Origin of the sequence: Sphingomonas sp. QA11 (genome assembly GCF_028473665.1) — a bacterium.
In the GTDB taxonomy this organism is placed as follows: Bacteria; Pseudomonadota; Alphaproteobacteria; order Sphingomonadales; family Sphingomonadaceae; genus Sphingomonas; species Sphingomonas phytovorans.
This window is the reverse complement of sequence record NZ_CP098774.1, coordinates 4,039,321-4,065,147: the sequence shown is the minus strand read 5'-3', so window position 1 is coordinate 4,065,147 and position 25,827 is coordinate 4,039,321. Positions and strand designations below refer to the sequence as shown.

General features: G+C 63.9%; 25 protein-coding genes and 2 pseudogenes. 8 read left to right on the top strand and 19 right to left on the bottom strand.

Annotated elements, in window-relative coordinates; genetic code table 11:
* The first annotated feature begins 248 nt into the window (after nt 1-248).
* From NDN01_RS18650 to NDN01_RS18640, 3 genes are read left to right on the top strand one after another with little or no spacing between them, the layout of a single operon-like run.
* Nucleotides 249-1,418 (top strand): ABC-three component system protein, encoded by a 1,170-nt coding sequence (locus NDN01_RS18650; protein ID WP_272623232.1) that lies wholly within the window; start codon nt 249-251, stop codon nt 1,416-1,418.
* The gene (locus tag NDN01_RS18645; protein WP_272623231.1) at nt 1,415-1,927 is read left to right on the top strand and encodes a three component ABC system middle component; all 513 of its coding nucleotides are present in this window, start codon (nt 1,415-1,417) and stop codon (nt 1,925-1,927) included. Before NDN01_RS18650 ends, NDN01_RS18645 begins: the two co-directional genes overlap by 4 nt.
* Nucleotides 1,927-3,900, top strand: coding sequence for a DUF3732 domain-containing protein (locus tag NDN01_RS18640; protein ID WP_272623230.1), 1,974 nt, complete (start codon nt 1,927-1,929; stop codon nt 3,898-3,900). Before NDN01_RS18645 ends, NDN01_RS18640 begins: the two co-directional genes overlap by 1 nt.
* A gap of 252 nt (nt 3,901-4,152) precedes the next feature.
* Here NDN01_RS18640 and NDN01_RS18635 read toward each other — a convergent pair whose 3' ends face one another.
* A complete protein-coding gene (locus tag NDN01_RS18635) occupies nt 4,153-5,517 on the bottom strand; it encodes a serine hydrolase domain-containing protein (RefSeq protein WP_272623229.1) in 1,365 nt (454 codons plus the stop codon).
* Between the two features lie 239 nt (nt 5,518-5,756).
* Entirely contained in the window at nt 5,757-7,067 is a 1,311-nt protein-coding gene (locus NDN01_RS18630; protein ID WP_272623228.1) for a S41 family peptidase, read from the bottom strand.
* 117 nt (nt 7,068-7,184) lie between these two features.
* On the opposite strand from NDN01_RS18630, the gene NDN01_RS18625 reads away from it, so the two are divergent.
* On the top strand, nt 7,185-7,658 hold the full coding sequence (locus NDN01_RS18625; protein ID WP_272623227.1) for an Lrp/AsnC family transcriptional regulator: 474 nt from the start codon (nt 7,185-7,187) through the stop codon (nt 7,656-7,658).
* A 510-nt stretch (nt 7,659-8,168) separates the two neighbouring features.
* On the opposite strand, the pseudogene NDN01_RS18620 reads toward NDN01_RS18625, so the two are convergent.
* The 7 genes and pseudogenes from NDN01_RS18620 to NDN01_RS18590 all read right to left on the bottom strand — a co-directional run.
* Nucleotides 8,169-8,318 (bottom strand): annotated as a pseudogene (locus NDN01_RS18620) (transposase domain-containing protein); the annotation flags it as partial.
* Between the two features lie 59 nt (nt 8,319-8,377).
* Nucleotides 8,378-10,351, bottom strand: coding sequence for a relaxase/mobilization nuclease RlxS (rlxS, locus tag NDN01_RS18615; RefSeq protein ID WP_272628300.1), 1,974 nt, complete (start codon nt 10,349-10,351; stop codon nt 8,378-8,380).
* Between the two features lie 270 nt (nt 10,352-10,621).
* Nucleotides 10,622-11,017 (bottom strand): hypothetical protein, encoded by a 396-nt coding sequence (locus NDN01_RS18610; RefSeq protein ID WP_272623226.1) that lies wholly within the window; start codon nt 11,015-11,017, stop codon nt 10,622-10,624.
* 179 nt (nt 11,018-11,196) lie between these two features.
* Nucleotides 11,197-11,775 carry a lytic transglycosylase domain-containing protein gene (locus NDN01_RS18605; RefSeq protein WP_272623225.1) on the bottom strand — a complete coding sequence of 193 codons (579 nt, stop codon included), beginning with the start codon at nt 11,773-11,775 and terminating at the stop codon, nt 11,197-11,199.
* 17 nt (nt 11,776-11,792) lie between these two features.
* The gene (locus NDN01_RS18600) at nt 11,793-12,377 is read right to left on the bottom strand and encodes a S26 family signal peptidase (protein WP_272623224.1); all 585 of its coding nucleotides are present in this window, start codon (nt 12,375-12,377) and stop codon (nt 11,793-11,795) included.
* The gene (locus NDN01_RS18595; RefSeq protein ID WP_272623223.1) at nt 12,364-12,603 is read right to left on the bottom strand and encodes a helix-turn-helix domain-containing protein; all 240 of its coding nucleotides are present in this window, start codon (nt 12,601-12,603) and stop codon (nt 12,364-12,366) included. Before NDN01_RS18595 ends, NDN01_RS18600 begins: the two co-directional genes overlap by 14 nt.
* 332 nt (nt 12,604-12,935) lie before the next feature.
* Nucleotides 12,936-13,235, bottom strand: a complete 300-nt coding sequence (locus tag NDN01_RS18590; protein ID WP_272623222.1) for a DUF736 domain-containing protein — start codon at nt 13,233-13,235, stop codon at nt 12,936-12,938.
* Nucleotides 13,236-13,550: 315 nt separating this feature from the next.
* Here NDN01_RS18590 and NDN01_RS18585 point away from each other — a divergent pair, with 315 nt between their 5' ends.
* Nucleotides 13,551-13,763, top strand: a complete 213-nt coding sequence (locus tag NDN01_RS18585) for a hypothetical protein (protein WP_272623221.1) — start codon at nt 13,551-13,553, stop codon at nt 13,761-13,763.
* Nucleotides 13,764-13,838: 75 nt separating this feature from the next.
* Here NDN01_RS18585 and NDN01_RS18580 read toward each other — a convergent pair whose 3' ends face one another.
* A complete protein-coding gene (locus NDN01_RS18580) occupies nt 13,839-14,552 on the bottom strand; it encodes a DNA helicase (RefSeq protein ID WP_272623220.1) in 714 nt (237 codons plus the stop codon).
* A 190-nt stretch (nt 14,553-14,742) separates the two neighbouring features.
* Between NDN01_RS18580 and NDN01_RS18575 the strand changes: the two genes are divergently transcribed.
* Nucleotides 14,743-15,165 (top strand): DUF6771 family protein, encoded by a 423-nt coding sequence (locus NDN01_RS18575; RefSeq protein WP_272623219.1) that lies wholly within the window; start codon nt 14,743-14,745, stop codon nt 15,163-15,165.
* Between the two features lie 100 nt (nt 15,166-15,265).
* On the opposite strand, the gene NDN01_RS18570 is transcribed toward NDN01_RS18575, so the two are convergent.
* From NDN01_RS18570 to NDN01_RS18550, 5 genes and pseudogenes are all read right to left on the bottom strand, one after another.
* Nucleotides 15,266-17,023, bottom strand: a complete 1,758-nt coding sequence (locus tag NDN01_RS18570; protein ID WP_272623218.1) for a ParB/RepB/Spo0J family partition protein — start codon at nt 17,021-17,023, stop codon at nt 15,266-15,268.
* Between the two features lie 86 nt (nt 17,024-17,109).
* Nucleotides 17,110-17,511 (bottom strand): DUF2958 domain-containing protein, encoded by a 402-nt coding sequence (locus NDN01_RS18565; RefSeq protein WP_272623217.1) that lies wholly within the window; start codon nt 17,509-17,511, stop codon nt 17,110-17,112.
* The gene (locus NDN01_RS18560; protein ID WP_272623216.1) at nt 17,508-18,524 is read right to left on the bottom strand and encodes an ArdC family protein; all 1,017 of its coding nucleotides are present in this window, start codon (nt 18,522-18,524) and stop codon (nt 17,508-17,510) included. The genes NDN01_RS18565 and NDN01_RS18560 overlap by 4 nt, the downstream gene beginning before the upstream one ends.
* A 656-nt stretch (nt 18,525-19,180) precedes the next feature.
* Nucleotides 19,181-19,296, bottom strand: a pseudogene (locus tag NDN01_RS26015) (IS3 family transposase); the annotation flags it as partial.
* A 132-nt stretch (nt 19,297-19,428) separates the two neighbouring features.
* Nucleotides 19,429-20,637 (bottom strand): MFS transporter, encoded by a 1,209-nt coding sequence (locus NDN01_RS18550; protein WP_272623215.1) that lies wholly within the window; start codon nt 20,635-20,637, stop codon nt 19,429-19,431.
* Between the two features lie 100 nt (nt 20,638-20,737).
* Here NDN01_RS18550 and NDN01_RS18545 point away from each other — a divergent pair, with 100 nt between their 5' ends.
* Nucleotides 20,738-21,196: a winged helix-turn-helix transcriptional regulator gene (locus NDN01_RS18545; RefSeq protein ID WP_272623214.1), complete on the top strand. Its 459-nt coding sequence runs from the start codon at nt 20,738-20,740 to the stop codon at nt 21,194-21,196.
* Nucleotides 21,197-21,220: 24 nt separating this feature from the next.
* On the opposite strand, the gene pdhA is transcribed toward NDN01_RS18545, so the two are convergent.
* The 4 genes from pdhA to NDN01_RS18525 all read right to left on the bottom strand — a co-directional run bounded on the left by pdhA (nt 21,221) and on the right by NDN01_RS18525 (nt 24,984).
* Nucleotides 21,221-22,234 (bottom strand): pyruvate dehydrogenase (acetyl-transferring) E1 component subunit alpha, encoded by a 1,014-nt coding sequence (gene pdhA / locus NDN01_RS18540; protein WP_272623213.1) that lies wholly within the window; start codon nt 22,232-22,234, stop codon nt 21,221-21,223.
* A 12-nt stretch (nt 22,235-22,246) separates the two neighbouring features.
* Nucleotides 22,247-22,576 (bottom strand): DMT family transporter, encoded by a 330-nt coding sequence (locus tag NDN01_RS18535; RefSeq protein WP_272623212.1) that lies wholly within the window; start codon nt 22,574-22,576, stop codon nt 22,247-22,249.
* 143 nt (nt 22,577-22,719) lie between these two features.
* Entirely contained in the window at nt 22,720-23,571 is an 852-nt protein-coding gene (locus NDN01_RS18530; RefSeq protein WP_272623211.1) for an EamA family transporter, read from the bottom strand.
* A 45-nt stretch (nt 23,572-23,616) separates the two neighbouring features.
* A complete protein-coding gene (locus NDN01_RS18525; RefSeq protein WP_443025143.1) occupies nt 23,617-24,984 on the bottom strand; it encodes an MFS transporter in 1,368 nt (455 codons plus the stop codon).
* A gap of 66 nt (nt 24,985-25,050) precedes the next feature.
* Between NDN01_RS18525 and NDN01_RS18520 the strand changes: the two genes are divergently transcribed.
* Complete coding sequence (locus NDN01_RS18520; protein ID WP_272623209.1) at nt 25,051-25,818, top strand: hypothetical protein; 768 nt, start codon at nt 25,051-25,053, stop codon at nt 25,816-25,818.
* The last annotated feature ends 9 nt before the right edge of the window (nt 25,819-25,827 follow it).

Here is a 25,827-nt window from a genome sequence, read left to right as displayed (position 1 = left end):
CTATTCCAGCTTGCTTGAGCAGTCCGGCAGCAGTGCGCACCAATGTGAGACGTTCAGCAATGGTTCGATCAATCCCGCAAGCACCATTTCTGTCGCTGTTCGCGAGGTCCGAAAGGACAAGGCTCGACCACAGTCGAAGCAAGCAGATCGTTACGGCTCACGTCGGGAAGACGAACACTGAGATCAGCCATGATCTCTTGACCTGGCACTGCGACTTCAACAGCATGGCGGACAAAGGGGCTTAACGGATGAACGCGGAGACGAAACCTGCCAAGCACAGCGCCCCTGGGCAATATCTCGGTTTTGCCTTGCAGCCGGTGCGGGTCTTTTATCATCTGCTGACCAGCCCGAAAGGCGCTAAGGTATCGCTGGAGTTCAAGGACGACGTTGCGGTCCATTATGCGGACGGCGAACTGTTGCTGGAGCAGACCAAGAGCGCGCTCCGGCAAAACCCGGTGTCCGACTGGGCCGGCGATCTCTGGAAAGCGTTCGAGAACTGGCGAGCCATGATCGTCGGCAAAGAGATCGACGCGGGCTTTACCGATTACCGCCTGTACGTGACGCCGCAGAAGAAGGGTGATTTCGTGCAAGCGCTGTCCGCGGCTGACGATGTCCATACCGCCGAGGCTGCGTTGAAGGTCATCCGGACCAAGCTGGCGAAACTGAAGACGGTCCCTAGTTGCGCTGAGCATCTCCAGCCGTTCCTCGATGCGCCTGCCGAACAGCAGATGGCGATCGTGACGCGGTTCGCAGTGGAGTCGGAAGGGGCAGATCCCCTCGACGCGATTCGGGCCGTTCTTTTACCGGTCATCAGCGAGAACCAAATCGACGTCCTCATTAAATCCGGTATTGGGCAGGCCAAGCAGACGCTTGACCGTCTCATTCAGAGGGGCGAGCGTCCGATCCTGGATGCCGACGCCTTCCGGCGCGATTTCCACGCGTTCGTCCGGCAGAACAATATGCCTGGCCTGCTCACGTCGTTCGGTGGTACGCCAAGCGACGACTTGGTGGCCGGCATTGCTTCGACCAGGCCGATTTTCATCCGGCAGCTTGAGCTCGTCGAAGCCAATGACGAAGAGCGCCTGCGTGCAGTCAGCGACTATCTTCGGGCTTCGGCTGACAAGGCCGACTGGGCAGATCGCGGCGTGATCTTTCCCGGCAGCCTCGATACTTGGGACGACGACCTTGTTAGGCGTCATGGCATGATCCGGGGCGATGTCTCAGATATTCATTCCGACCGGTCGGCACCGGTTCAGGGGCGGCTAGTCTACCGTCAGTGCGCGCAGCATCAGGCGCCGCTCGAAGGGCGGGTAGTACCCGGGCATTTCGTCCATGGGAGTTTCAACGATCTGGCCGATCGCCGTCGACTCGGCTGGCACGCGAACTATGATTCGCTTCTGGGAGAAGCCCCTGAATGACGGCCTTCTCAAGAGCAGACCTCACCGAACTCGACCTTGTCCAGAACCCTGCCATCGGCGCCTATCTCATCTGGAATTTCACGCTAGGGTATCAGGAGGACGGTGTCGCCGAGGCTGCGCCGTTCCTGCTCGCTTTCCTCGTCCTGCCGATGCTGCTTCACCGGCAGACGTTCGACGCCGTCGCGTCGACCAGAAAGGCATCCGGCCTAACCCTGTTCGCCGCCAAATTCGACCGCGAACGGGAGGCCCTTGTCGAGCTTCACTCGCGCGCCCGTTTGCTCAGGCCGCTCAGCTTCCAGTCGATCGGCGTCGCATCGACATCTCGGCTCATTCGCATCGACCACGGCTCCGCGCTGTTGCACGGATATCCACTCGATCTTCTCGATGTGAAGAAGCCCTCCATCCCTGAACGGCTGAAAGGATTTTCGAGCGCTGCCGACAAGATCGGCTACTGGTTTTCCAAGCTCGGCCTTCCACAGATCGCCTCAACACTGAGGATCGACTTCTAATGTATTTCCAGCTCCTCAAATTGATCCTCTGGCCACGTACCGATGAAAAGCCCCGGGAGCTGGATTTCCACCCGGGCGTGGTGAACGTCATCAGCGGCGCGTCCAAGACTGGCAAATCTGCGGTCATTCCGATCATCGATTATTGCCTGGCCTCCGACAAATGCGCGATCCCAGTCGGCGTCATTCGCGAGAATTGCAGCTGGTTCGGCATCGTGATCGACACAGTCGAAGGGCATAAGCTGCTCGCGCGCAGGGAACCCGGGGATCAGCAGAGCACCGGCGACATGGTCCTGATCGAGGCTGACACGATCGATGTCCCGCACCGGATCGAGGGCAAGGATACTACCCAAAGCAACGTCAAGAAGGTGCTCGACCGGCTGGCCGGCCTCACCAATCTCGGTTTCGATCCCGAATCCGAAGCCGCTTCGCAGTCGCGTCCGAGCTTTCGCGATCTCATGGCGTTCACGTTCCAGCCGCAGAATATCGTCGCCAATCCCGACATCATGTTCTTCAAGGCGGATACCAGCGAGCATCGCGACAAGCTGAAGACGATTTTTCCCTACATCCTGCAGGCCGTGACCGCCGAGGTTCTTCAAGCACGCCATGAGCTTGACCGGTTGAACCGGATTCTGCGGCGCCGTGAGATCGACCTGCGGACTCTCGTGACGGCCGGAAATGCATGGAGGCTGGAAGCGACGTCGTGGGTCCGCCAAGCGATCGAATTCGGGCTGCTGCCGTCAGATCAGGTAATCCCGACCGAATGGCCCGACATCGTCGATCTGTTGCGCGGGATTGTAGCGGCCAACAGCGAGGCGGCACATCCGACCATTGCCGGCATCGACGCTGCCCTGATGCGGCTGCGCGAACTGCGCGACGAAGAGAGCAAGGTCGCCGCCGAACTGACGCAGCGGCGCCAGCGCTTGAGCGAGTTGCGTCGTCTGATCGAGAGCAGCGACGCGTACGGGAGCGCACTGCGGATCCAGCGGGATCGCCTATCGATCTCCGAGTGGCTCAAGCAACTCGTTCCCGAGGATCGCCCCGAGGATGTCGTTGCGGCTCTTGGTGAAGGCGGTCGCGAGAAGGTCGAGCAGCTGAGTGACGCGCTGTCTGCGATCGAAGTTCGTTTGCGAACTCATCCCAGTGTGTCCGATACGCTCGACAAAGAGATACTGCGTTTGCGTGCAGAAGCGGAGGCCTCGCTGATCCGGCTGAACGAGATCAAGCGTGAGATCGGGCTTCTGGAGCGCAACTCACAGCAGGCTAAGCAGGCGATCGACCGGTTCGACCGGATGGAGCGTTTCCTTGGCCGGTTGGAACAGGCGCTTGAGCTTTATGACAAGACTGATCAATCCGCCGGACTTCGCCAGCAGATCGATGTCCTCAAGGCGCAGATCGCAGAGTTACAGCGGCGGGTCTCGGAAGGTGAGATCCAGAGGAAGCTCCGCAATGCGATCGACAGCATCGAAGCGACGACCGGTCGCCTGATACCCCGGCTCGATGCCGAATGGCCCGAAGCGCCGGTCCGTCTGATGATCCAGGACCTGACGGTGAAGGTGATCCGCGGGACCCGGGACGACTATCTGTGGGAGATCGGCAGCGGCGCGAACTGGCTTGCCTATCACGTTGCGCTCACCCTCGCGCTACAGACATTTTTCCTGTCGCTGCCCCATCACCCCGTTCCCGGATTGCTGATCTACGACCAGCCTAGCCAGGTCTATTTTCCTCGCCGGACAGCCGGCAATCAAAAGACGGACCCAGTGACGTGGCGCGACCAGGACGTCGAAGCTGTGCGGAAGGTGTTCGCGTTGCTTGGGAAGCAGGTGGCAGCCGCCAACGGACGCCTTCAGGTCATCGTCCTCGACCATGCCGACGAGGACGTATGGGGTGACCTTGATAACGTGGTGCTTGCCGAGCAATGGCGCGATCACGCGCTTGTTCCGCACGGTTGGCTGGAGCCAGATCGCCCTGAATAGCCTGAGCTGGAGGATTATCCGAGGTGAGCGGCCGGCGCTTCGCGCCCGCCTAACAGGACTGGACCCGACCAGCTCAAGACGTTCAGCGTAATTGATATTAGCGGCAGCTCTTGCTGAAACCCGCCATTCGGGTCGCGCAAACCAGCGGGTCGGCTTTGCGCCACAATTTCAGCCTTTCGGCCAATTGCGCTTCTCCTGGAACCGGACGTTCAGGTGGAGAATGTCGTCCTGCTTTGTTAGGTATATGAAAGATCAGAACATTGGCAAACGTGTGCCTGCGTATTCGGCGACATTCACGGCATGGGGATGCCCGCGATTGCAAAGTACGATGATCGAATATCCCGATCCCGGATAGATGGCGAAGTCCGCGTTCACGCCCGGAGCGCTGCCGCCGTGTCCATAGCAGATCGCACCGTTTCGTGTAGCAATGCGCAGCCCGAGCGACCATTGCGCGTTGCCGGCGGAAACCGACGCGGTCTTCAGCATGTGGCGATGCGCCGGATCGAGAAGCGTGTTTTCTTCGAGCGCTGTTGCAAAGCGGTGCAGATCGTCGGTCGTCGAATAGCCGCCCCCGGCGGGCAGGCCAGTGTAATAAGGCAACGGCTTGAGCCCGGTTCTCGCCGCACCGCCGAGCGGCACGGCGGTATCGCTCGGTGATGCAATGGCGGACGTTGCCCTCATTCCGGCGACGTCGAAGATGTTGCGCGCAAGATAGTTGTCCCAGCTCTGACCGGATACCTGTTCCAGGATCGCGCCCAGCAGGATGAAGCCGAAATTGCTATAGCCCCAGTGTGAACCGGGTACGAACGAAGGATCACGCTGGCCGAACAGGCGAACGAAATCCGCTGGAGTATGAAGCTCCGAGGCGTGCGCCTCATAATCGGGGCCGAAGAAGTCGCCGGTTCCCCCCGTGTGCGTAAGTAACTGCTGCACCGTTACGGTTCGAGCCAGTAGCGTGTCGGGATATTCGCGCAGGTGCGTGGCGATCGTATCGGACAGCTTCAGTCGGCCGGCTTGTATGAGTTGGAGGATGCTGACCGCCATGAACATCTTGCCAGCAGAGCCGATGCAGAAGCGGGTGGCATGCGTAATCGCCTGCGTATTTGCTGCATCTAGCGCGCCATAGGCTTTGCGAAGCAGGATTCGATTTCCTTTTGCTATCAGTACCGCGCCTGAGAACCGATTGGCGGCAGTCTCATCGCGCAACTTCCGGTGAACCGCTCGCACGGCCTGCACCTCGCTCATCCGAGGAATAATGAACTCGGCTGGCGCAGCCGCTCCAGCGAAGGACAAATCATCGATATTTTTATCGCCGATCGACAACACGACTTTCGAAAACCGATCCCAGCTACGATCTCGGACCCATGCAGTGATTTGTCTCGACGCGGTCTGCTCGCTACGCAGGACGACAAAGCCGCCGGAGGCTTCGCGCACCGCCAGATCCTCATCGAGATACGGGACGAGATCAGGAATGTTGCGCCTGACGAAATCTGGGTAGGCGGCGGCATCGGGATCGTTGAACGCATTCAGCCATTCAGGCAGCCAGTCGCGGACGGCGCGGGTTTCCGCGGCGAAACTGCGACGCGGAAGGCAGGCCAGCGCCAATCCACTGCTCAATATGTGTCGCCTCGACAGGCTCATGAATCAGCTTTCATGGATGATGATTACTGCACTTATTTATGTAAGCACCTACTGAATAGTCGATGAGAAATGACACCGCGATTGAAATCCCGCTGCCATGAACGAGCGCCTGATTCAGAGGCGCGCAAAGTCGCGGACCTCGCTTTGTGGGCCTAAGCCGATATGCTGCCGGCGATCGTGCCGGGATGTGCAAGGATTGCGCGCGCGGTACTCGGTCAGGGCTTGGTAATCGTAGCCGCATCCCGTGGGACGACACTCGCCGCGCCACCGCGCTGGACGATGCGCAGCGACTCCGCCCGGCCACTCGCACCGATGGCGAAGTTGAACCGGGCGGCCGGGTCTGTCTCAGGCGCGAAGCTGTCCGGTCCAACCGGGACCAGCCGGGACGGGAGTCGTGACGCTCGCGCGATCATCAAATCGCCTGCAACCACGCTGACCGTCCGGTCGCCATAGGCGCCCGCATAGGCCTCCACCGCGTGCGCGCTGGTCACGGGCGTGGCGAGCGCGCGGTAATAAGCGAGAATAGCTTCATCCTCGTCGTGTTCGTCGGCGGGGGCCGCGGCGGCGATCCGCGCCATGGCCTCCTGTTGGGCGCGGAGCAGTGCCGTGTCGACCGGGGTGGCGATGTCCGGCGCCACACCGATCCGCTCCCAGTCGCTGCCGGTCTTGCGGCTGACCGCGCGCCCGACCGAAACGCTGAGCACGTAGCCGCCCGGCAGCCCGACCGTGTTGTTGCGGAACCCCGCGCCGAGCGTGTTCGCGCCGATCAAGGTTCCGAAACCGAGCGCTTTCACATGGGTCGAGAACTCCTCGGCCGCCGAGGCGGTGTTGCGGCTGGTCAGCACGTAGAGCGGCTTGCTTGCGAGGCTGAACGGCGCCTTTGGCGCCTGCGTTTCAAGCGGCGGCTGGCCACGCATCTCGAACCGCATCAGCGGCGTACCTTCGGGCACGAAGTAGCTGGCGATTGCCGCAACGGCATCGGGCGAGCCGCCGCCGTTGCGCCGGATGTCGATGATATAGGCGTCGCCGCCGCGCAGGAACTCCATCGCGGTCGCCACCGCCTGGGCCGAGCCGGGCGTGTCCCAGACGAAGGCCTCATAGGCCATGTACCGAATGTTGCCGGGCAGCACCCGGAGTTCGCGAACGCCAGCGTTCTGCCGATCATATGCGCGTGCGATCGCCGCCGGGGCCGGCCCATCGTCGTCGTGCGCGTCGGTGCCGAGTTGCGTCGACAGCTTGGGATCGTAGCGCAGGCTCAGATGTTGGTCATGCGCCACCGCCTCCAGATCCGCGTTTACCCGCGTGGCAAGCTCTTCTCCGGCAAGACCACGATATCGCCCCGCCGCCTCGCTGCGCGCGAGCGCCTGCTCGAGTGCGATCGCGACTGCAGGAAGCACATAGTGATCACGGATGGTCTTCTGCGCCGCGGCGATCGTCGCATGCGTGTCCGTTGCCGGCGCGTCCGCCCTTGCCGGTGCCGCCAGCATCACCATTGTGGCCGCCATCATCACCGTAGTCCTGCGCATGGTGTCCCTCTCGAGTCGTTGTACTGGCGAGGACTAGCTTGCCTCGCGCGCCGGATTTGGGCGAAGAAGGGCGCGCCGGCGCGCCCGCCGGGCAATCTGCGGAATGCTTTGCCAAAAATGCGCTCTCTCGACGGTTATGATCTCGCGTTGCTGAATGCGCTTCAGGAGAACAACCTGCAGACCGCCGACAATCTCGCGCTCACGGTCGCTTTGTCGCCGTCGGCGATTGCCCGGCGGGTGCGGCGCCTTCGCGACGAGGGCATAATCATGGCCGACGTCGCGGTCATCTCCGGAAGCGTCGGGTCCTTCCTTTCGGCGCTGGTCGACGTTCAGCTCGACCACCACGCGCTGCCAGCGATCGAGGCACTGCTCAGGGAGCTTGGCGCCAGCCCGTACGTGCAGGCCATTTTCGAAATAGCGGGGCCGTTCGATCTCGCTTTGCTGGTGACCGTCACGAATATGGACGCCTATAATGCGTTCGCTGATACCATGCTCGCCAGTGCGCCGGTTGTGCGCCGCTACGAGACCCGCTTCATTAAGAAGCGGCGCAAGCTTAGCATTGCCCTGCCGATCGGCTCGATCGCGCGCTGAGCCTTAGCATTGGCATGACGGGGAAATTGAGGCGGGGACTGAACTGATGTCTGCTTCTCTATCGCGGCTGAGGTCAAGGCGTTCTGCTAACGTCATGGACGTCGTCCTCCAGCTATCGTCTGCTCGGTTTGATGTTGCGGCTCAGGACTCCCGCTTCTCTTCAAAGTGAGCGGACGTCCGGAAGCGGGAACCATAATGACGCGCCGGAATGGCGACTTTTGGATCTCCTAGCATCGCAAATTTCGTGAATGAATGTCGCTTCGCGCGTATACGCGCCCAAAACCTGCCGGCCTGCAAACGGCCCAGCTTCAGTCGTAACGCGACGCCGCGCAAACAAACACTGAACGTCGGCTTCTGACGAGAGCTGACGCTCAACCTGCGACATGGAAACGACGGGTTTGTCCCAGTCCCTGCCAATCCAGTACCGCATCCGTCGACGAATGAAGGTCCGGGTCCGGGAGCCGATCGCTCACCCCTAAATGGCCAAGAGCGGGAGAGTTGCGATATTGCCTATGCGGCTTCGACGATGATTTGGAAGTCTGGGCGCCAGTTCCAAGGCATGAGTCCATCCCCGCGCGCGGCAGGCCGGTTGCCCGCGATTTTGGCGATGACGTCAGTAATGTAAGCCTGCGGCTCGACACCGTTGAGCTTGCAGGTCTCGGTGATGTCATCGCCAAACTTGAAGTGATATTTCATCATGGCCCGGACACGAGCCGCTATCAGATCTCGGGCCCGGACCGCGACCGTCCCAGGTGCCAGTTCAGCCCGTTGGTTCGGACGATGCCGCTCACCTGATAGCCAACGTGCTTTTCGAGCACCGGGCGCCACGGCACCAAAGTAAATTCACGACTATTCTCGACAAGCGCAAAGCGGCCGCTGTTTAGATCGATGGGGCGCACAAGCCGGCCCTCGATCGCGGAGCCCAGCTGCGCCTCCACAAATGGTTTGCGCATTTCGCTCTCCAGTTGATCGCCTGCGCGCAGCACCTCTCGCCGCTGGAGCATCATGATCGCGTTGGCGCGCAAGCGAATGCGATCGCCATCAACATCGGCGAGCTGCTGTTCCACAAGCCATTGCCGTCGCGTTGCCATGGCGCCGCGGACCTCGTGTCCGAATCCGGCATCACGGATGGGCAGCGGCGATTGCGAGGCGAGCTCACGGTCGACCCAGGTCGCACCATCGGCATCGCGAAGTTGTTCGAGCGGGCGCGCCGACAGAATTTCGACCTCTACCGGCTGGTCGCGGTGGCGGCGAGCTTCATAGGCGGCAGCACGATCGGTATGGTGAAAGGGTATCGTCCAGCTCCCGTCGGCCTCCCGCATGACGCCGGTACCTACCCGCCGCATCGCCTCCAGCCGTCGCACATGAGTTTCGGCGAAAGCCTGCGTGGCCGAGGGATCGTGCCGTAGATGCAGGTCGACCGAATATCGCCCGCCATTCGCCACCGCCACTTCGGCGACGACGCGATCGGCGTCTCTGACCTCCAGGCTCCGGGCCGACACCCGGACAATCGCGCCCTCGGGGATCGACGCGACGGCGTCACCGCGACCGATATCGACATAATGGGCATGACCATCGACGCCGTCGACCAGCAGATAGTGACGGTCCCGATGCTCGTCGGCGAGGCCCCGCGCGATCAAGCGGCCGACCACCGGCTCCGGATCCTTTTCCCCCGCCCCGAACAAGCTTCGCCCGATCCAGGGCCGCTGGAGATTTCGGGCGGTCAGTTCGCGCTGCAGGGTCCGGATGATGTCGCCCCGCTCGCTAAGCGTGCGGAGCGTGCCCTCCAGATCGTCGGCGAGCTGCCAGTGACCACCGCCGACATTGTCGGCGAGTCCCATGCTCGCAAGCTTCTGCAACCGGCCGGCCCGGAGCGATTGCTGGAACGGATCACGGTCGGCCGAAACCACGAGTCGATCCGCGTCCATCGAGCGGATCAGCTTCCGGTCGATCGCGGTCATGCGCTCCTCGCCGATGTCGTGCCTGAGCCAGCCCTCGATCTCCTGGTCGGTGCGTGGTCCGAGATCGAGCGTCACCAACTCGGCCGCGCGCTCGCGGATGCCGTGCGAGATGTACTCGCGGGCGATAATCAGATTCTGGCCGGTGTCATCGACGCCGCGCAGCATGATGTGCGTGTGCGGATGGGCGGTGTTGAAATGGTCGACCGCGACCCAGTCAAGCCTGGTCCCGAGATCAGCCTCCATCTGGGTCATCAGTCGGCGAATGTAGGGCTTGAGGTCGGGATATTCCGAACCGTCCTCGGCGGACACGATGAAACGGAACTGGTGGCGGTCACCGTCGCATCGTTGGAGGAACGCCTTCCCGTCGGCGGTGTCGCGGTCGGCCGAATAGAGCTCACCGGGCGCTCCCTCCCGCGTGACGCCATCGCGCTGGATATAGCGCAGGTGGGCGCGGGCCGCGGGTAGCCCCTTGGTGTCGATCCTGACCAGGCGAGTCTTCACGACGACACGGCGCGCCCGAAGCCCACCAAAGCGATCGCGGCTGGAGAGGAGTCTGCCCATGCTGGCACCGCGCCCGATCCGGCTACCATCGAAGCGGCGGTTCCTGATCGCGCTTTTCTCGGCCAAGCGGATCGCCGCGCCGACCACGCGACCGATGTAGCGCCGCGCCTTCTTGCCTCCCTGCTGGCGCTGCCGACCGAGCCGTGGCTTGAATTCGTCGTCCTCGCTCATCGATGATCGCCACGGCGGTCGATCTCGCGAATTCGGGCCACGAATGGCGGAATTCCGCCATTCTTCAAAAGCATGTCTCGCGCGACGAACGCCATGTCTCTCAAGAAAACGATGTGCAGACAAACACTTAGCAATGCCTGTGAGGCATTGCCTTTCTCTTGCTTTCGCTTTTCCCTTCCTTCCTGCCCCTCTCTCCATTTTCGGCTCAAAGAAAAAGCCGGGACGCGATGCCAACGCGGCACCGCATCCCGGCCTAGAATGCGCAACTCCTCAAGCATCTGCGAATGCCGCCAGAGCCCGCTTCCGCCGCCCGAACTCGCGCTTTCCCATCAGTCCGTGCGGGTTTCCATCGCCATCGACGATCATCACCGCGACGAACCATCTGCCGCCCAGCCGCCCGAATATCCGCACCCGATCCAGGTCGATTTCGTCGTCGTCCGTGCCCTCATAGGTGCCGATCCAGCGCTCCTGATCCCGCGCATCCCAGAGGAATTCGGTCTCTTCGGCCTCCAGAAACCGGTGCGCCAGTGCCTCTCCGACACCGTGTCCGAACTCGATCTCCAGTCCCGAAACCAACGCCGCCATCACGCGATCTGACGCCACCGAAATGGGTTGAAACATGCCCATGATCATCTCCTTCACTTCTGTTCTCCTGATCGAGAACATCGTGAAAAAGACGGGTGGCGGAGCGGCTGTCAGGGCCGCGGAGCATCGCGAAGCGCCGCGAAGCGGACGTGGGGGGAACCGATTTTCGCAGAAAATTGGGGGGCACCCACGGGCCTTGAGAGCCGCTCCGCCAGCCGTCATGCTCGGCCTGTCGAGACGAGCCCCTCCAACGCCCGCGATCATGGGATCACCTTCCGGACCGCGAACAGCGACGTCTGTTCTTCGCCTTCCCCGGCGGCAGCCTGGTCCGATGGCACGGCCCGGCGAACGACAAACATCGTCATCGGCGGCGGCAATGGGGAGACAGGCGACGTTGACAATGACGTGCTGCCGACCGTTCCGAGATAGGCCAATGTTTCGCCGGGAAGCCGTCTCGTAACCGCCAGATACGCGGCATAGGCACCCGGCCCGGCATTATAGGCGCCGAACAATCCCGGATAACCGAAGCGATCGTACATGAGGCGCAGGAAGAAGGTGCCGGCCAAGATATTGTCGCGCGGGTCGTCGGGATTGCTGCCCAGTCCGAGGCGTGCGCGCATGTCGGTCCAGGTCGCGGGCATGAGCTGCATCAGGCCCATCGCTCCGGCACGACTTCGGATCGGGCGGCCATTCAGCATGGTGTAACCCCGGCTCTCGGCCCGCATAACGCGCTCGATCCAGCTGGTCGGGATGCCGAAGCGGGTCGACACCTCCTCGATCATGGGCCGCCAGCGATCGACCTTATCGGCCTTGGCGGGAGTCGCGGCCAGCACGAGCATGGCGGGGAGTAAACGGTTCAGCGCGGCCATAGCAGCCGTGCCTTGCCGACGACCAATCCGCCGTCGGTCACGCCGAAATAACGGCCGTCGAAGGACGCCGGACTGCCCGGCATGAGCAGGAAGAACTGGCGGCCACGCAGCCGCACGCAGCCGCTCCACCACGGCATGGGCCGCCCACTGGCGTCGGCAACGCGGCGCTCGACGACCCATGTTCCGTTGACGAAGATTTCCTGGCCGAGGGCACAGACCTCGTCGCCCGCTATCGCGGCGACACGCTTCACCAGCGGGACATTGGCGGGAATGTAGCGCCGCTGCGCCGCCATCATCCGCCACGGATCCGGCACGCGCGCGATGACCATGTCGCCGGCATCGACGGGCGCTCCGGGGATCACGGCATAGAGACCGATCGGCGCGCTGGCGCTGGCATTCCAGACCAGCCGGGGGGCCGGCGGAAACGCCATCGTCAGCCCGAGGAGGGAGATGCCGACGCCGGTGATCGCGATACGGCGACCGACGATTCGGCGCCGCTGCTTGCCGGCGCGAAGCTGCTCGCCCCAGTCCAGCAGCGGCGTCCCCGTCCCGCTTTTGTCACGCCGGGTCATGGTCGTTGCCTCCGTTCGACTGGGCCTTCGACCAGGCGTCGAGATCGTCGATATGATATTGGACGAAGCGGCTGTGGCGCCGAAATGCCGGGCCTTTTCCAGCGCGCCGCAGCCGCTTCAGCAGGCGACTGGAGAACTTCAGATAGGCCGCCGCCTGATCGGTATTGAGATAGGGGGAGCCGCGTTTGGCGCGGGTCGCGCGGGAAATGTCGTCGTCGCTGTCCATGCTGCCTGTCCATGTCCGAAAAGGACGGCGATCTGCCGTCACCGGCACCGGAAATGACGGATGGGGCACCGGACGGGGAGTGTCGGAATCGCGACCCGCGTTTTCGACACACTTCCCGCCGAAGCGCTGAAAACCCCGCGCGCCGGAGCGCGCGGGGCTCGCCTTCGCCATAAAGAGCGGCGTGGGTTATGCCGGGTGGCAGGGGATTGTCGGTCCCGTGCGACGGTAAGCTGACACAAGCAGACGCCCCCGCCTGCCAGGTCTCTCGCGAGCTATGGCTAATCCGGCGCGCCGCTCCTGCCCCGCGCGCAGGAGCGCGCGGGGCATTCGGTTCAGCGCGACCAGATGAGCTTGTGCTCGCCGTCATCGCCCTGGCTGAGGGTCGCGTAGATCGGTGCCGGGAACGACGGGTCGTCGAGCTTGAGGCTCAGATATTCAGCGCCGGTCTCGCGCGCCGCCTTGGTCCAGGCCGCCCCGAACTCGGTGCCGCCGGCGCTGACGCGGTGGTCGGGCGACTTCTCGTTGTCGCGCTCGCAAGGGCGGATCGTCGCCTTGACGCGGAGTGTCAGGGTGCGGATTTCGCCGGTGTAGATGCCGTTGTCGCCGCGGGTGAAGCTGCCAATCTGTGCCATGATAACCTCCTTCAAGTGATGCGATGCCGCCCGATGCGGCCTCGACAGGCGGTCGATCAGGCGGGTGGAGGACGGTCCCGCACCGCAGGCCGCAGCGAAGCGGAGGACGGCCAAAGCCGGGCTTCTTGCCTCGCGAGGAAGGCGAGGGATACCCGAGCCGGGGAAGAAGATCGGCGACGCCGTTGCGGGACCGGCGGACCCCGCCAGACCCGCCGAGAGAGAGGTCCGTTCAGGGCGGCAGTCGAAAGCCTGGAGGTTCGCACCAGAGTGGTGAACGCTCGACAGCCGGCATCCTGCACGGCGATAATCTCTGCCATGCTGCGTGTCTTCTCGATCGTCGCTTTTGGTGTCGCGGCACTGATGATGATGCCCGCCGGCGCTGCCGACGATGGAGGTTCGAGCCACGTGGGCTGGGTGACGGAGGGCGATACGTTCCGGCTGGAAAGCGGTGAGCGGATCAGGATGGCGGGGATCGACGCCTCCGAAACGCACCGCGACCCGTCAGATGCGCGAGCGAGCACGCCCTGATTTGGTCGCGATGACCGCGGCACCCGCGGCTCCCCGCCACAGGGCGAAGCGCCGCGGGCCTCTACATCCAAGGCCTCAGTCTATTTTCTCAAGATGAGCTTCACCGCCGTGCATGAAGCAGGCCTTTGTGAAAAGGCTGATGTCGAGAGGGTTGGGCAAGCGGATATCCTCCAGTCCCGGGATGTTCCTACCTGTCGTTTCGAAGGCCCGATCGATCTGTGCCAGCACCACTATGATCGATCCTGTCGCGCTCGCGAACGTCCTCAGCGCTCTTATCTGGACATCGAGTTCCGGATTACGGCGTCGCTGGTCCAGCAGCTGAAGATAGTCGATGATCGCTAGGACGCCAGGACTCCCATGGCCGATCCGGTCGATTATGTGGTCGGCGCAGATATCGTCGGATGTATCGACGGTCAGCTTGTCCTCGACCATTTTCCTGTCAGTACCAAGCATCTGAAGACGATCGAACACGAGGCCTTCAGTGTCTTCGAGGGTGAAGAAAAAGGCCGGTCGATCGGTCCGGACGGCCTCGATAGCCAGTTCGAGGCCCATGAGCGTTTTGCCATGTCCGGGCCGCGCGCCCAGCAGCACCAGATCACCCGGACTGAGCCGCGCCAGCATCTCATGTGCCGGCTTATGGTCGGATGCGGATGCCGCGAGATGACTCCAGGCATGAAAGCCCTCATGTCGGGCCAACCGATCAAGGGCTGTGTGAAGCGGAACGTCGGACTCGCGCGCAAGCAACTTGGCCTGACGCTTCAGCCGAAAAATTGGAGCAGATAGCTTCATTGAGAACCTCCTCTTTTCGAGCGATGTTCGCAATCCCACCTTATGCGCATGCTCGAACGGGATGGTTCGAAAAACAGGACGCCCGGCATGTCATATGCTTCCCCGGAGGTGGGGGGAGGCACGGGCCGTGCCTTGCCGGAGCAATAGCAAACAGCCCTGGCGGCAACAAGCTACCGAGATATTTCCGGCGATGCCGCTCTCGCTGCACCGCGATCATCTCGAAGGGGTGGTTGATTGTCGCGATCCTGAGTCGACGCTTGCAGATCGCCAGCAGCCCATATTGGGGTTTGAGGACGGGATAGACGCGCATGCACATCAGCATGACGCGAACCATATCGATGGCATGCGGCGTCGCCATGCAGCCTCATGCAAATGCGTTCTTTATTTGTTCCAATGCGCCATGACCCGACTCGACTCCGATTCGCTCGACGCGGTTGCCCGTGCCATCGAGAATTCGCCACTGGCCTATCGCCAGGGCCTGACGGTCGGAACTGCGCGCGAGCAACTTCGCGCCGTCGATGCTCTCGCCGGGTGGATCAGCGCGCGGCTGGCGCCACCATCTGCCTATCACGATGGACAATTGCCGCTCCCGATCGACAACGGCCTGCGCTGAAAAAGAGAGGAAACCGCGCGCCGCCGCCGGGACGGCGGCGGCGCGCGGCCGGATTTTCGCAGGTCCGAAAGCGGGCGGGCCGAAGCCCGCCCGCCGACCGTCACGCCGCCTCTGCGAACGGCTCCTGCCCGGCATCGGGGTCCGGCTCGGGGGTCCGTGCCGCCTCGACGGTCGCATGGGCGGCGACGGTGCCGACTCCGCCGCGCGCTGTGTAGGCGGATGCCGGGAAGGCCAGCCATTTCGGCACCCAGCGCTCGACCTTGGTTCGTCCGTCCGCGCCGTCCAGATGCGCGCGCACGATTGCTTTCAAGGTCTTGGTCTTCTCGCCCGTATTGGCGGTGGCGACCGTCTCGCCCGCCACCTCGGCGACGAGTCGGCCCAGAACTTCCTTGTCGCGGATCAGCTCGAAGAACGCCGCATCGGCCTGCCACCAGTCGGCCATGTCTATATCGATCTGCACGCCCACCGCCGCGACGGCAGCGCTGCCGCTGGCCAGCGTCTCACCCATGATGACCGTGATGATCTCCATGATCACCGGGTCGGGCAGGTCGATCAGCCGCAGGAAGATGCCCACCACGCCGTAATCGTCGCCATTGCCGCCGCTCACGGTCGGTTCTTCCGCCGAGAAGTCGAGCACGGCCAGCACGGCGCGGCGGCGCTCGTCGAACACCGTCTCGCCGCGACAGGTTTCGATACTCTCGCGTACCGCGTCGTTGCGGGTCGTCTGCGGTTCGGGCGACACCCGCCACAGATAAGACCCGCCGATGGCATGGGCGACCATCAGGCGCAGCGCGACGCCGGGATGGCCGAGCAGGGCGGCGCGGACGGCGGCGTGACGGTGCAGGTCGAGATAGGTCTGCATCGTCGATGTGACCTCCGGCCGCGCGACTTTCGTCGGCTCGGCGGTGCCGCCGCTGGCGGCGCGGCGCGCTTCCTTGGCGGAGAGATAGCCTTCGTGGAAGGTGACCTCGCCGTTCGAACGGACATCGATATAGACGCGCCCGGCCTTGCGCTTGCCCGCCTTCTCATATTCCCACGCATGGAAATGCTCGGACGGCGGTACGATGATGACATCGCTCCATCCGGCGTCGAGATAGCCAGTCTTGCGCGCCGCGATGGCGGCGTTCTGCGCATCCCAAAAGGCGTCGGTATCGGTGAAATAAAGATCATCGCCGAACAGGTCGGCGACGGTCGCGCCCTTGAAGCCATCGAGGTCGAATAGCGCGAACCGGGCCGGGATCGACTGCCCGCCGAACAGCCATGCCTTCACCTGATGACCGGTCGGCACATAGCTGTCGGGGTCGTCGTGCAGCGCCAGCCACGCTTTTTGCTGGCTCTTGCTCGCCAAAGTGAGGTGGCGGACGGTGATGCGGTCGATCTTCTCCGACCCATAGAGCGCGCGAATGCGGGGCAGGAGATTGCCGAGCGCGAGGATACGGCGCACGGTGAGGTCGGGCAGGCCGAAGATGGCGGCGATGTCGTCGGCGCCGCGCCCTCCCCGCACCAGCCGGGTGAAAGTCTCCCATTGGGTCACCTCGTCGGGGTCGAGCCGGGCGAGATTCTCGATCAGCGACGCCTCGATGGCGGCGGCATCGTCGCTATCGGTAAGGATCGCGCACGGGAGCGGATCGGCGGTACCGGTTTCGGCGGCGATCGCCTGCGCGGCGTGGAAGCGCCGCCGCCCCGCGACGATCTCGAAACTGGCGGTGCCGCTATTGGGACGGACCAGCACCGGCACCAGCACGCCGCGCGCGCGGACGGAGGGCAGGATATCGCCGATGTCGGGCGCCTTGCGGCCGTGCCGCATATTGGCGGGCGATACCGACAGCTTGCCAAGATCGATGAAGTCGAGTTTCATGTCATCACTCCTTGTGAGTGCCGGTCCGTCGCTCTTTTCCGGGATGGCGGACCGGCGTGTGATGGCGGCGAAACGCGCCGCCCGCGTCATCCATCCTGCGATGGAAGCTCGTCGCCGGTGCGCCGGGCGGCCCGGCGCAACAGGGTTTCGGCCCAGAGGATCGACCCGGCACGCCGCGCCGCCTCGGTCCATGTCGACAGCCGGTGGCTGGTCGAGAAAAGGAGGTCGCGTTCGATCGCCATGCCGAACGGCAACCGGACGGCGGCGATCTCCGACAGGCTGAAACAGCCAAGTTCGGGGCAGCCGAACCCAAGGTCGGCAAGGCCGAACAAGGTGTCGTCATCGTCGTAAAGCTCGGTCGCGAGCCATGTCCCCGCGCCAAGCGGGTTGAACAGCTTGAGAACGGGGCAGGGATCATGATCGCCGGAGGCGGAACGATCCGCGTTCGCGCGCAGCGCGGCGCGAAGCTCGGGGGTGAGCAGGATCATGCCGCCGTCCTCCATTCGCCTGAGGCCGCTTGGATCGCCTCGCCCTGCGCCGCCGCGTGGCGGGTCAGCAGCCAGTCGGCGGCCTTGGAGGCCGCGCTGGCGGCGCGGAAGATCGCCCGGCTATCCTCGCGCAGCACCTCCAGCCATACGGCGAGATAATCGGCGTGGCGGACGGTCGGCACGATACCGAGCGCGGCGCAGAGAAAGGCCGATCCCATTTCCGCGCACAATTCCTCCCGGGCATAATCCCTCGTGCCGAAACCGGTGGTCAGCTTGCGGTCGAGCCGCGAACCATGGCCGGTGGCGTGACACAGTTCGTGCAGCGCGGTGCGGTAATAGTTGATCTGGTCGAAAAAGGCGGGCTGCGGCGGGACCTGCACGAAATCGAGGCTCGGCACATAGAAAGCCTTGTCACCGCCAATGCGGAAATCCACCCCGCTCGCGGCGATCACGTTTTCCGCAACGGGCACGATCTCCCGTTCAGGGAGCGGCGCGGGATCGGCGCCGAGGCCTTCGCGCAACCCCTCGCACTGCGCTACATTGAACACGGTGAAGCGCTTGAGAAAGGGAATGGACTTCGCCTCGGGTGGTTCGCCCTCGTTCGCCGGAGCGGCGCTCCCCCGGAGCCCCACCTTGTCCACCTCCTTGGGGACGAACCGATCGGCATAGACCACAGTGGTGCCCTGCTCGCCCTTGCGGACGCAGCCCCCGGCCTCCAGCGCCTGTTTGAAGGTCAGCCAGCTTTGCGACGGCCACCCATGCTCGATCACCGCCCCCCACAGGATCAGGACGTTCACCCCGGAATAGGAGCGGGCGGTGAGCGCGTTGCGCGGCAGGCAGGGTCCGGTGCCGCCGCTCCTTGCCCATGGCTGGACCCATGGAAACCGGCCCGCTTCCAGTTCGGCGACGATGCGGTGGGTGACCTCATCATAGAGGCTGGCGCGCGGTTCGCTGGCGCTGGTCCGGTCCGTCCGGGGCTTGCCGCGCGCGCGACGGTTGCTCTTCTGGCGCATGATATCCTCCTGCACCGCCCCCAAAAACCACGGGGCCTCCCCCGGACGCGGGGGGTGGGCGGCAAGAGCGCACCGAAGAGGACCGCTTGAGCGGGCGGCGGCACCGCAAGGGCGCAATGCAATGGAGCAGCCGAGCGGAACGCCAGGCTTGCCGCCGGCCGCGGCGGGCCTAGCAGGAAGCGCCGTCCGCACCCGCGTCACCGGGAGAGGCCACAAACGACGCCGCCGCGCGCGAGCGCGGCGACCGCGGACCAGGCCGGAGCCGTCAGGGTCCGGCCACGCGCCATGCGATCGTCACCGAAGGACGAGACCCATGGGCTCGTCGGCGCTAGCACTATATGCTGGCGCCGTAGAGCGCGGTCGCGCGCCAGCGCGAGGCGCCCGCACGCTGTGCCGGAAAATCGGGTTCGAGCTGGCACTCGACTATATTCTCACCGCATCGCGAATCTCGGCCGCGGTCCGGCGCGAGATCAGGCCGGACCTGTCAGGGCCTAGCCGTGCGCCAAGCGATCAATTTCTCACGGCGGTCCAGCTGACACGCGTTCAGTGCGGCATGCTCAAAGACCGTAATTGGGACGAAGCCGTCATTGTGTTCGGCCGGCCTTAACGGCGGCCTTTGCCGAAAGCGGTCACAACACCGCTAATCGGAGGGACGCCCGGACGTGCGCGACAATCTCGCGCCGCCGCCCAGGCGTCAGAGCTTTTTGGACAGGACATCCTGCAGGATATGCTTGTCGAGGCTGAGGTCGGCGACCAACTGCTTGAGCACCCTGGCGGCCGCCGTAACGGCCTGGCTTGGCCTGACCTTGCGTGGTGAGCGGCTGTCCGTTTTGCAGTCAGTCGGCGTAATTGCCGTGCTCGTCGGTATTGCCATGCTGCATGCGGCCACTTGATCCTATCGACCCTACCGATCGCGCGTGCTCATCCAAGGGATCAGCGACAGGACCGAGATGGCAGCGCCGAGCGCGCAAACGCCGCTCCAGCCGGCGTGCGTGTAGAGCAAGGTCGAGGCCGAGGAGCCAAGCGCGCTGCCGATCGAATAGAACACCATGTAGGCGGCCGTCAGGCGGCTCTGCGCTTCCGGGCGAACGCGGTAGATCATCGCCTGGTTGGTGACGTGGACCGCCTGCAGTCCGAAATCGATCATGACGACGCCGATCACGAGCCAGCCAAGGCCATGGGGTAGCATCGCGATGAAGGTCCATGCCGTCAGCATCATTGTCAGTGCAATGCCCGTCACCCGCTGACCCAGGCCGCGATCGGTCCATCGTCCCGCCCGCGTCGCGCCGAGCGCGCCCGCAATCCCCGCGAGCCCGAACAGGTCGACGCCAGTATGCGAGAGGGAAAAAGGCGGCGCGCTCAGCGGCAGCACCAGCGGCGTCAGCAAGGTCGTGATATTGGCGAAGATGAGCATGGCGAGCAAGCTACGGACGCGCAGCACAGGCTCGGCCCTGAAGAGGGTGAAAAGCGATGCGATGAGCGCACGGTAGGACGACCCCGGTTCCGTCTTCGGTTGCGCCGGCAGCGCGAAAGCCAACAGCATGACCAGCCCCGAGGTCAGGACGGCGGACGTCAGGTAGACTACGCGCCAGCCGGCAAGATCGGTCACGACGCCGGACAGTGTGCGTGCGCCCAGTAGGCCAATGACGATCCCGCCCGTAACCAGCCCGACGACATGCCCGCGCTCCGCATCCTCGGCCAGGCTGGCGGCATAAGCAACGAAGCTCTGGGTGGTGACCGCGAGAAACCCCATGAACGCCATTGCAGTTAGCAGCGTCGCGGCGGTCGGCGAGAGGCCGATCGCCAGCAGTGCCGCGACCGAGAGCGAGGATTGGAAGATCACCAGGCGGCGCCGGTCAAAGAGGTCGCCGAGCGGTACGAGGAAGATCAACCCCAGGCCGTAACCCAATTGGGTCATGCCGACGATCAGTCCGGATTGCGCGCGGGGAAGGCCCACAGCATCCGCCATCACGTCGAGCATCGGGTGCGCGAAATAGGCGTTCGCGACCGCCAGCCCGCTCGCGAGGGCAAAGAGAAAGATCAGGGCTGGAGAGAGCTTCGATATCCCAGGACGAGGGTGTTCGAAGGGTGCGCAGGCCTCGCTGGCAGGCATGGAGAATCCCCGACTCGGTTTAATGATGAAACCGAATTGCAGCCTATCGGGAAGGTTTTATAATGCAACCATCAATCAGGAGATGCAGAACGTAAGGCCCATGGTGAAGCGCAAGAGCCTGATAGCCGACACCTGCCCGAGCGCGCGGTCGCTGGACGTGATCGGCGATTGGTGGTCGCTGCTCATCGTGCGCGATGCCTTCGATGGGCTGACGCGCTTCGGGGAGTTTCAGAAGAGCCTCGGCATCGCCAAAAACATCCTGGCGCTCCGGCTGCGCACGCTGGTCGACCGCGGGATATTGGAAACGCGGCCAACCGAGGGAACGCCCTCGCGAGAGGAATATCTCCTGACAGAGATGGGCCGGGATCTGTTCCCGGTCATGGTGGCGCTCCGCCAATGGGGAGAGCGCTATCTGTTCGAGCCTGACGAGAAGCGTTCCCGCCTCCTCGCACGCGATAGCGGCCGCCGGATTATCCTCGAGGTCAAGACGGAGGATGGAAAACTGGTCGGTTCAAGCGACACCGTCATCGAGAAAGTGCCGGACGACGCCAATCCTTGAGCGTCGCCCGTATCCAACGGGATGTTACGCATAGACATGCGTGTAGAGTTCGGCCGGATCAGGCTCTGGGCTGGATACCGCAAAATCGACTGCACTCAAGACCGTGGCCTTGATGCGCTTGTCGATCGCCTTCAACTCCTCCTGCCCGACGCGCCAGTCGTTCAGCAGACGTGCCATCACCCGGTCGATCGGATCATTCTCGGTTTTCATCTTCTGGACCTCGTCCCTCGATCGGTATTTGGCCGGATCGGACATCGAGTGGCCGCGATAACGGTAGGTGAGCATCTCGAGGATGTAAGGGCCACCGCCATCCCGCGCGCGCTCGACCGCCCGCTTGCCCGCTTCGTAGACGGCGCGGACGTCCATCGCGTCGACCTGTTCTCCCGGAATGTTGAACGAGGCCCCGCGCTGAGAAAGATCGGTCGTGGCAGATGCCCGTTCGATGCTGGTGCCCATGCCGTATCGGTTGTTCTCGATCACGTAGACGACCGGCAGGTCCCAGATCTTCGCCATGTTGAAGCTCTCGTAGACCTGGCCCTGGTTGGCCGCGCCGTCCCCGAAATAGGTGAGGCAGACCCGGTCGTTGCCCCGGTAGCGGTTCGCGAAAGCCAGCCCGGTGCCGATCGAGACCTGGGCGCCGACGATGCCGTGGCCGCCGTAGAAGCCGAGCTCCGGTGCGAACATGTGCATCGATCCTCCTTTGCCGTGCGAGATGCCGGCCTCGCGGCCTGTCAGCTCGCCCATCACAATGTTGGGGTCGACGCCGAGCGCGAGCATGTGCCCGTGGTCGCGATAGGCGGTGATGACCTGATCGCCCTTTTCGATGGCCATCTGCATCCCAACGACGACTGCCTCCTGACCGATGTAGAGGTGACAGAAGCCCGCAATCAGGCCCTCGCCATACATTTGGCCGGCCCGCTCCTCGAAACGGCGGATCAGCACCATCTGCTCGTAGGCGTGAAGATCATCCTCTTTCCGAAAGGAGATGTTCGTTGCGCATTCCGACACAGCGGCCGGGGGGCTCTTTCCCGTTTCCATCACGATCTCCTGCTATTGGCTTGTCATCTTGAGGCCGACAATTCCGGCCAGAGTGACCGCAATCCACAGCATCCGAGGGAGAGAGACCGGCTCACCGAACAGGGCGATGCCGATGGCCACCGATCCCACCGCGCCCACTCCAGTCCAGACGGCGTAGGCTGTGCCCATCGGCAGGACCTCGAGCGCGCGACCGAGCATCGCGATGAAAAGGAGGAGCAGAACGAAGGAAGTGGCGGCCCAGCCAAGCCGGCTATATCCGGCCGACATCTTCACGCTCGTCGCCCAGGCAACGTCCGCGAGCCCGGACAGCAGCAGCAGGGTCCAGGCGGCGGCGCTGCTCACGCGCTCTTTGAGGCAGCATTCCTGCCTACTCTTGGCACCAGTGTTTCTGCCGTCTTATCCATGCGCGACAGAATAGGACCGGCGGCTCCGAAAGCGGCATTGGTCTTTCGAAAGCCAAGTTTGCGTTACCGCAAGTCCTCGTCTCACGATGCGCGCAGGACCACTGCTCCAACTGCGATAGTGAGCGCCGCGATCATCCTGCTGCGGTCGATGCGCTCCTTCAGGAGGAGGGCCGCGATCAGCGTTCCGAAGATGATCGCGGTTTCTCGCAGGGCGGCGACCACGGCGACCGATGTTTCCGTCATCGCCCACAGCGCGAGGCCGTAAGAGGCGATCGTGCCCGCTCCGCCGACGGCGGCGAGGCGCCAGTTCCGGCGCACATAGGACCGAAACTGCACGCCACGGCGCACGAAGGTCCATGCCACGAGGGGCGCCCCGGTCAGAAGGAAGATCCAAAGCGTGTAGCTGGCCGCGCTGCCCGAGCGGCGAACACCGACGCCATCGACCAGCGTGTAACTGGCGATGATACAGGCATTCAGGAGCGCGAGCCGCGTTCCGGCAGATTGGCCCGGCTTTCGATCGCCGGTCATGGCGAGGACTCCCGCGCAGATCACGACCACCCCGCACCATGCCCTCGCGCCAAGTCGATCGCCGAGGATCACCGTACTTGCGAGAGCGACGATGAGCGGGGCCGTGCCGCGCATGAGCGGATAGGTCCGGCTCATGTCGGCGATCTTGTAGGTCCGTCCGACGAGGACATAGTAGCCGATCGACAGGAGCGCCGAGGCCGCGATCAGCGGCCAGCTCTGCCGATGCGGTGCAGGCAGAAACGGGAGCGTCACCGCGGCGATAAGGGCTGCCGCACCTGTGACGGTGACCGTCGTCAGGGAGCTGTCCTCACCGCCCTTCACGATCGCGTTCCATGCCGCGTGAAGGGCTGCGGCCATAAGGATGATCAGAAAGACGCTGAGGGTCACGGGTTGTTCAGCTGGCATCGGGGGCAGGAAAGACGGTGACATGATGGCGCCGGCGTTCAGGCTTCACTGTGCCAAACCGACAGCCCGCCTTGTGTCCCGGCGGAACGCTATGAAGCTCGACGCTGCGAAAAACGCGGCGGCCAGCCCCGCATAGAGCGTCAGCGTCTCGAAGCCTTGGCGCAGAGCGAGGAAGCGATCGAGCTTCTGCTGCGGCGACAGGATCGTGTCGAAACCGATGCCGTCGGTGAGAAGACGCTCCGCCATCTCGCTAGCATGGGCGCCATCCAGCCCACCAGCAGAGTGCAGAAGGAACGACCGAACGCCGATCAGCAGGACGAGCCCCATCAAGGCGATGTTGGCTGACAGCGCAATATATCTGACCGTCGTCTCGATCCCGGAGGCCATGCCGGCGCGATCGGCATCGACCGCGCCGGTCGCCGCATTGGAGGAAGGCGTGTTGGCGAGACCCAACCCCACCCCGGTCAGGATGCAGCCCGGCAGCAGGGCCAGCCAACCGGGCGGCGCCCAGGCCAGTCCGAGCGTGATCGCCCAGCATCCCAAGCCGATCAGCAAGAGGCCGCCGGGTATCACGTTCCGCGGAGAATAGCGGAGCGCAAGCTGCTCTCCTAGCGGCGGGAGGAGCAGCGCCGGCAGCGTGTAGGCCAGCAGGATGAAACCGGTCGTCGTCCGGTCATAGCCGATGCCGTTCTCGAAATAGAGCGGCAGGTAGATCAGCAGCGGCCAGAAGCTGAAATTCACCCCGGCCGAGCCCATGATCGCGCCGGTGAAATGCGGGATGCGAAACACAGAGAAGTCGACCATCGGGTGAGAACTGAGCCGTTCCGCGGCCACGAAGATCGCGGCGCTGACCAGAGCCGCGACGGCGATCGCGATCATCACCGGACTGTCGAACCCGTATTTCGGTCCTTCGATGATGAAGGAGGTCAGGCCCAGCACGCTGAGCGACAAGGTGACCATTCCGGCGAGATCCATCTTGTGGGTGCTGGCGGCGCGGGACTCCCGGATCGTCGCGAACACCAGCACCAGCGTCAGGACCGTCAGGGGGCCGTGGATGAGAAACACCCAGCGCCAGCCGACGAGCGAGGCGATCAGGCCACCGAACAGCGGGCCGATGCCCAGCCCGGTCCCGAACACGATACCCCAGATGGCGAAGGCTCGGCCCCGCTCGGCCCCGTCGCGATAGGCGTTGGAGAGAATGGCGATGAGGCAGATCAACATCGCCCCGCCGCCAGCCCCCTGCACGACGCGGCAGGCTATGAGCATGGCTATCGTCTGCGCCATCCCGCACCCCAGGGAAGCCGCACCGAAGAGGATCATCGAGGCGGTGAACACTCGTCGCCGCCCGAGCCGGTCGGCAAGCGTGCCGGCCACCATCAGAATGCTCGTGCAGGCGATGGTGTAGGCGTTCATGACCCACTGGCCAGCGCTGTGCTCACGAGTGGCACCGCCGGCGCGACGGCTGCCGATCAGACGTCCGTGACCAGCGTCCAGCAAGTCTCGACGACCCCGCCCGACATTTCCGATGCCCAGCCGATGAAGCAGTTCCGCGCGATCGCGCAGGTCGGCCAGGATACGCAGGCGTTGACCGGGACGGTTACGGCCGCCTTCAAATCGATCCTCGCCCAGCGCCCGGACCTCGCCGACGCACAGTTCGATTTCGTCTCGGACGGGGGCAAGCTGAAGGTCGTCTCGAACGACCTCAGCGACAGCGACCGCAAGTGGCTGGAGGGCCAGCTCAACGCCAACACGACGCTGGTCAACCAGGTCCAGCAATTCAATACCGACATGGTGTCCGCCTATGACGGCACGCAGCAGGTCGTCGCCAACGGCACGTCGCTTCGCGAGACCGGCCAGCAATATCAGAATGTCGCCGGCGCGATCGACGGATCGGTCAAATTCCTCAGCATGATCCAGCAGGTTGCGAACAAGGCCGGGGAGACCGGCTGGTTCAACGATGCGACCTATACCGATGCGCAAGGCGGCGCGATCGATCTGGCCAAGGCGCGGACAACATCGCTCGCCGGCATGATCGACACTGGCCGGCAGCTCGACGCGCTCGTCAACGGCACCATCGTCACCCATCTCGGCAATGGCGAGACGTCCTACGGCGTGACCAATCCGGGCGCTTTTCTGTCGGCGGGCCCCACCGCTGCAACCGGCCTCGCCTCGGCATTAGTGCCCTCGCCGGGATCGTCGGATTGGTCGGCTGCAACGAAGGGGCAAGTGGTCGACCGCCTCGTCTGAGATCGCGCA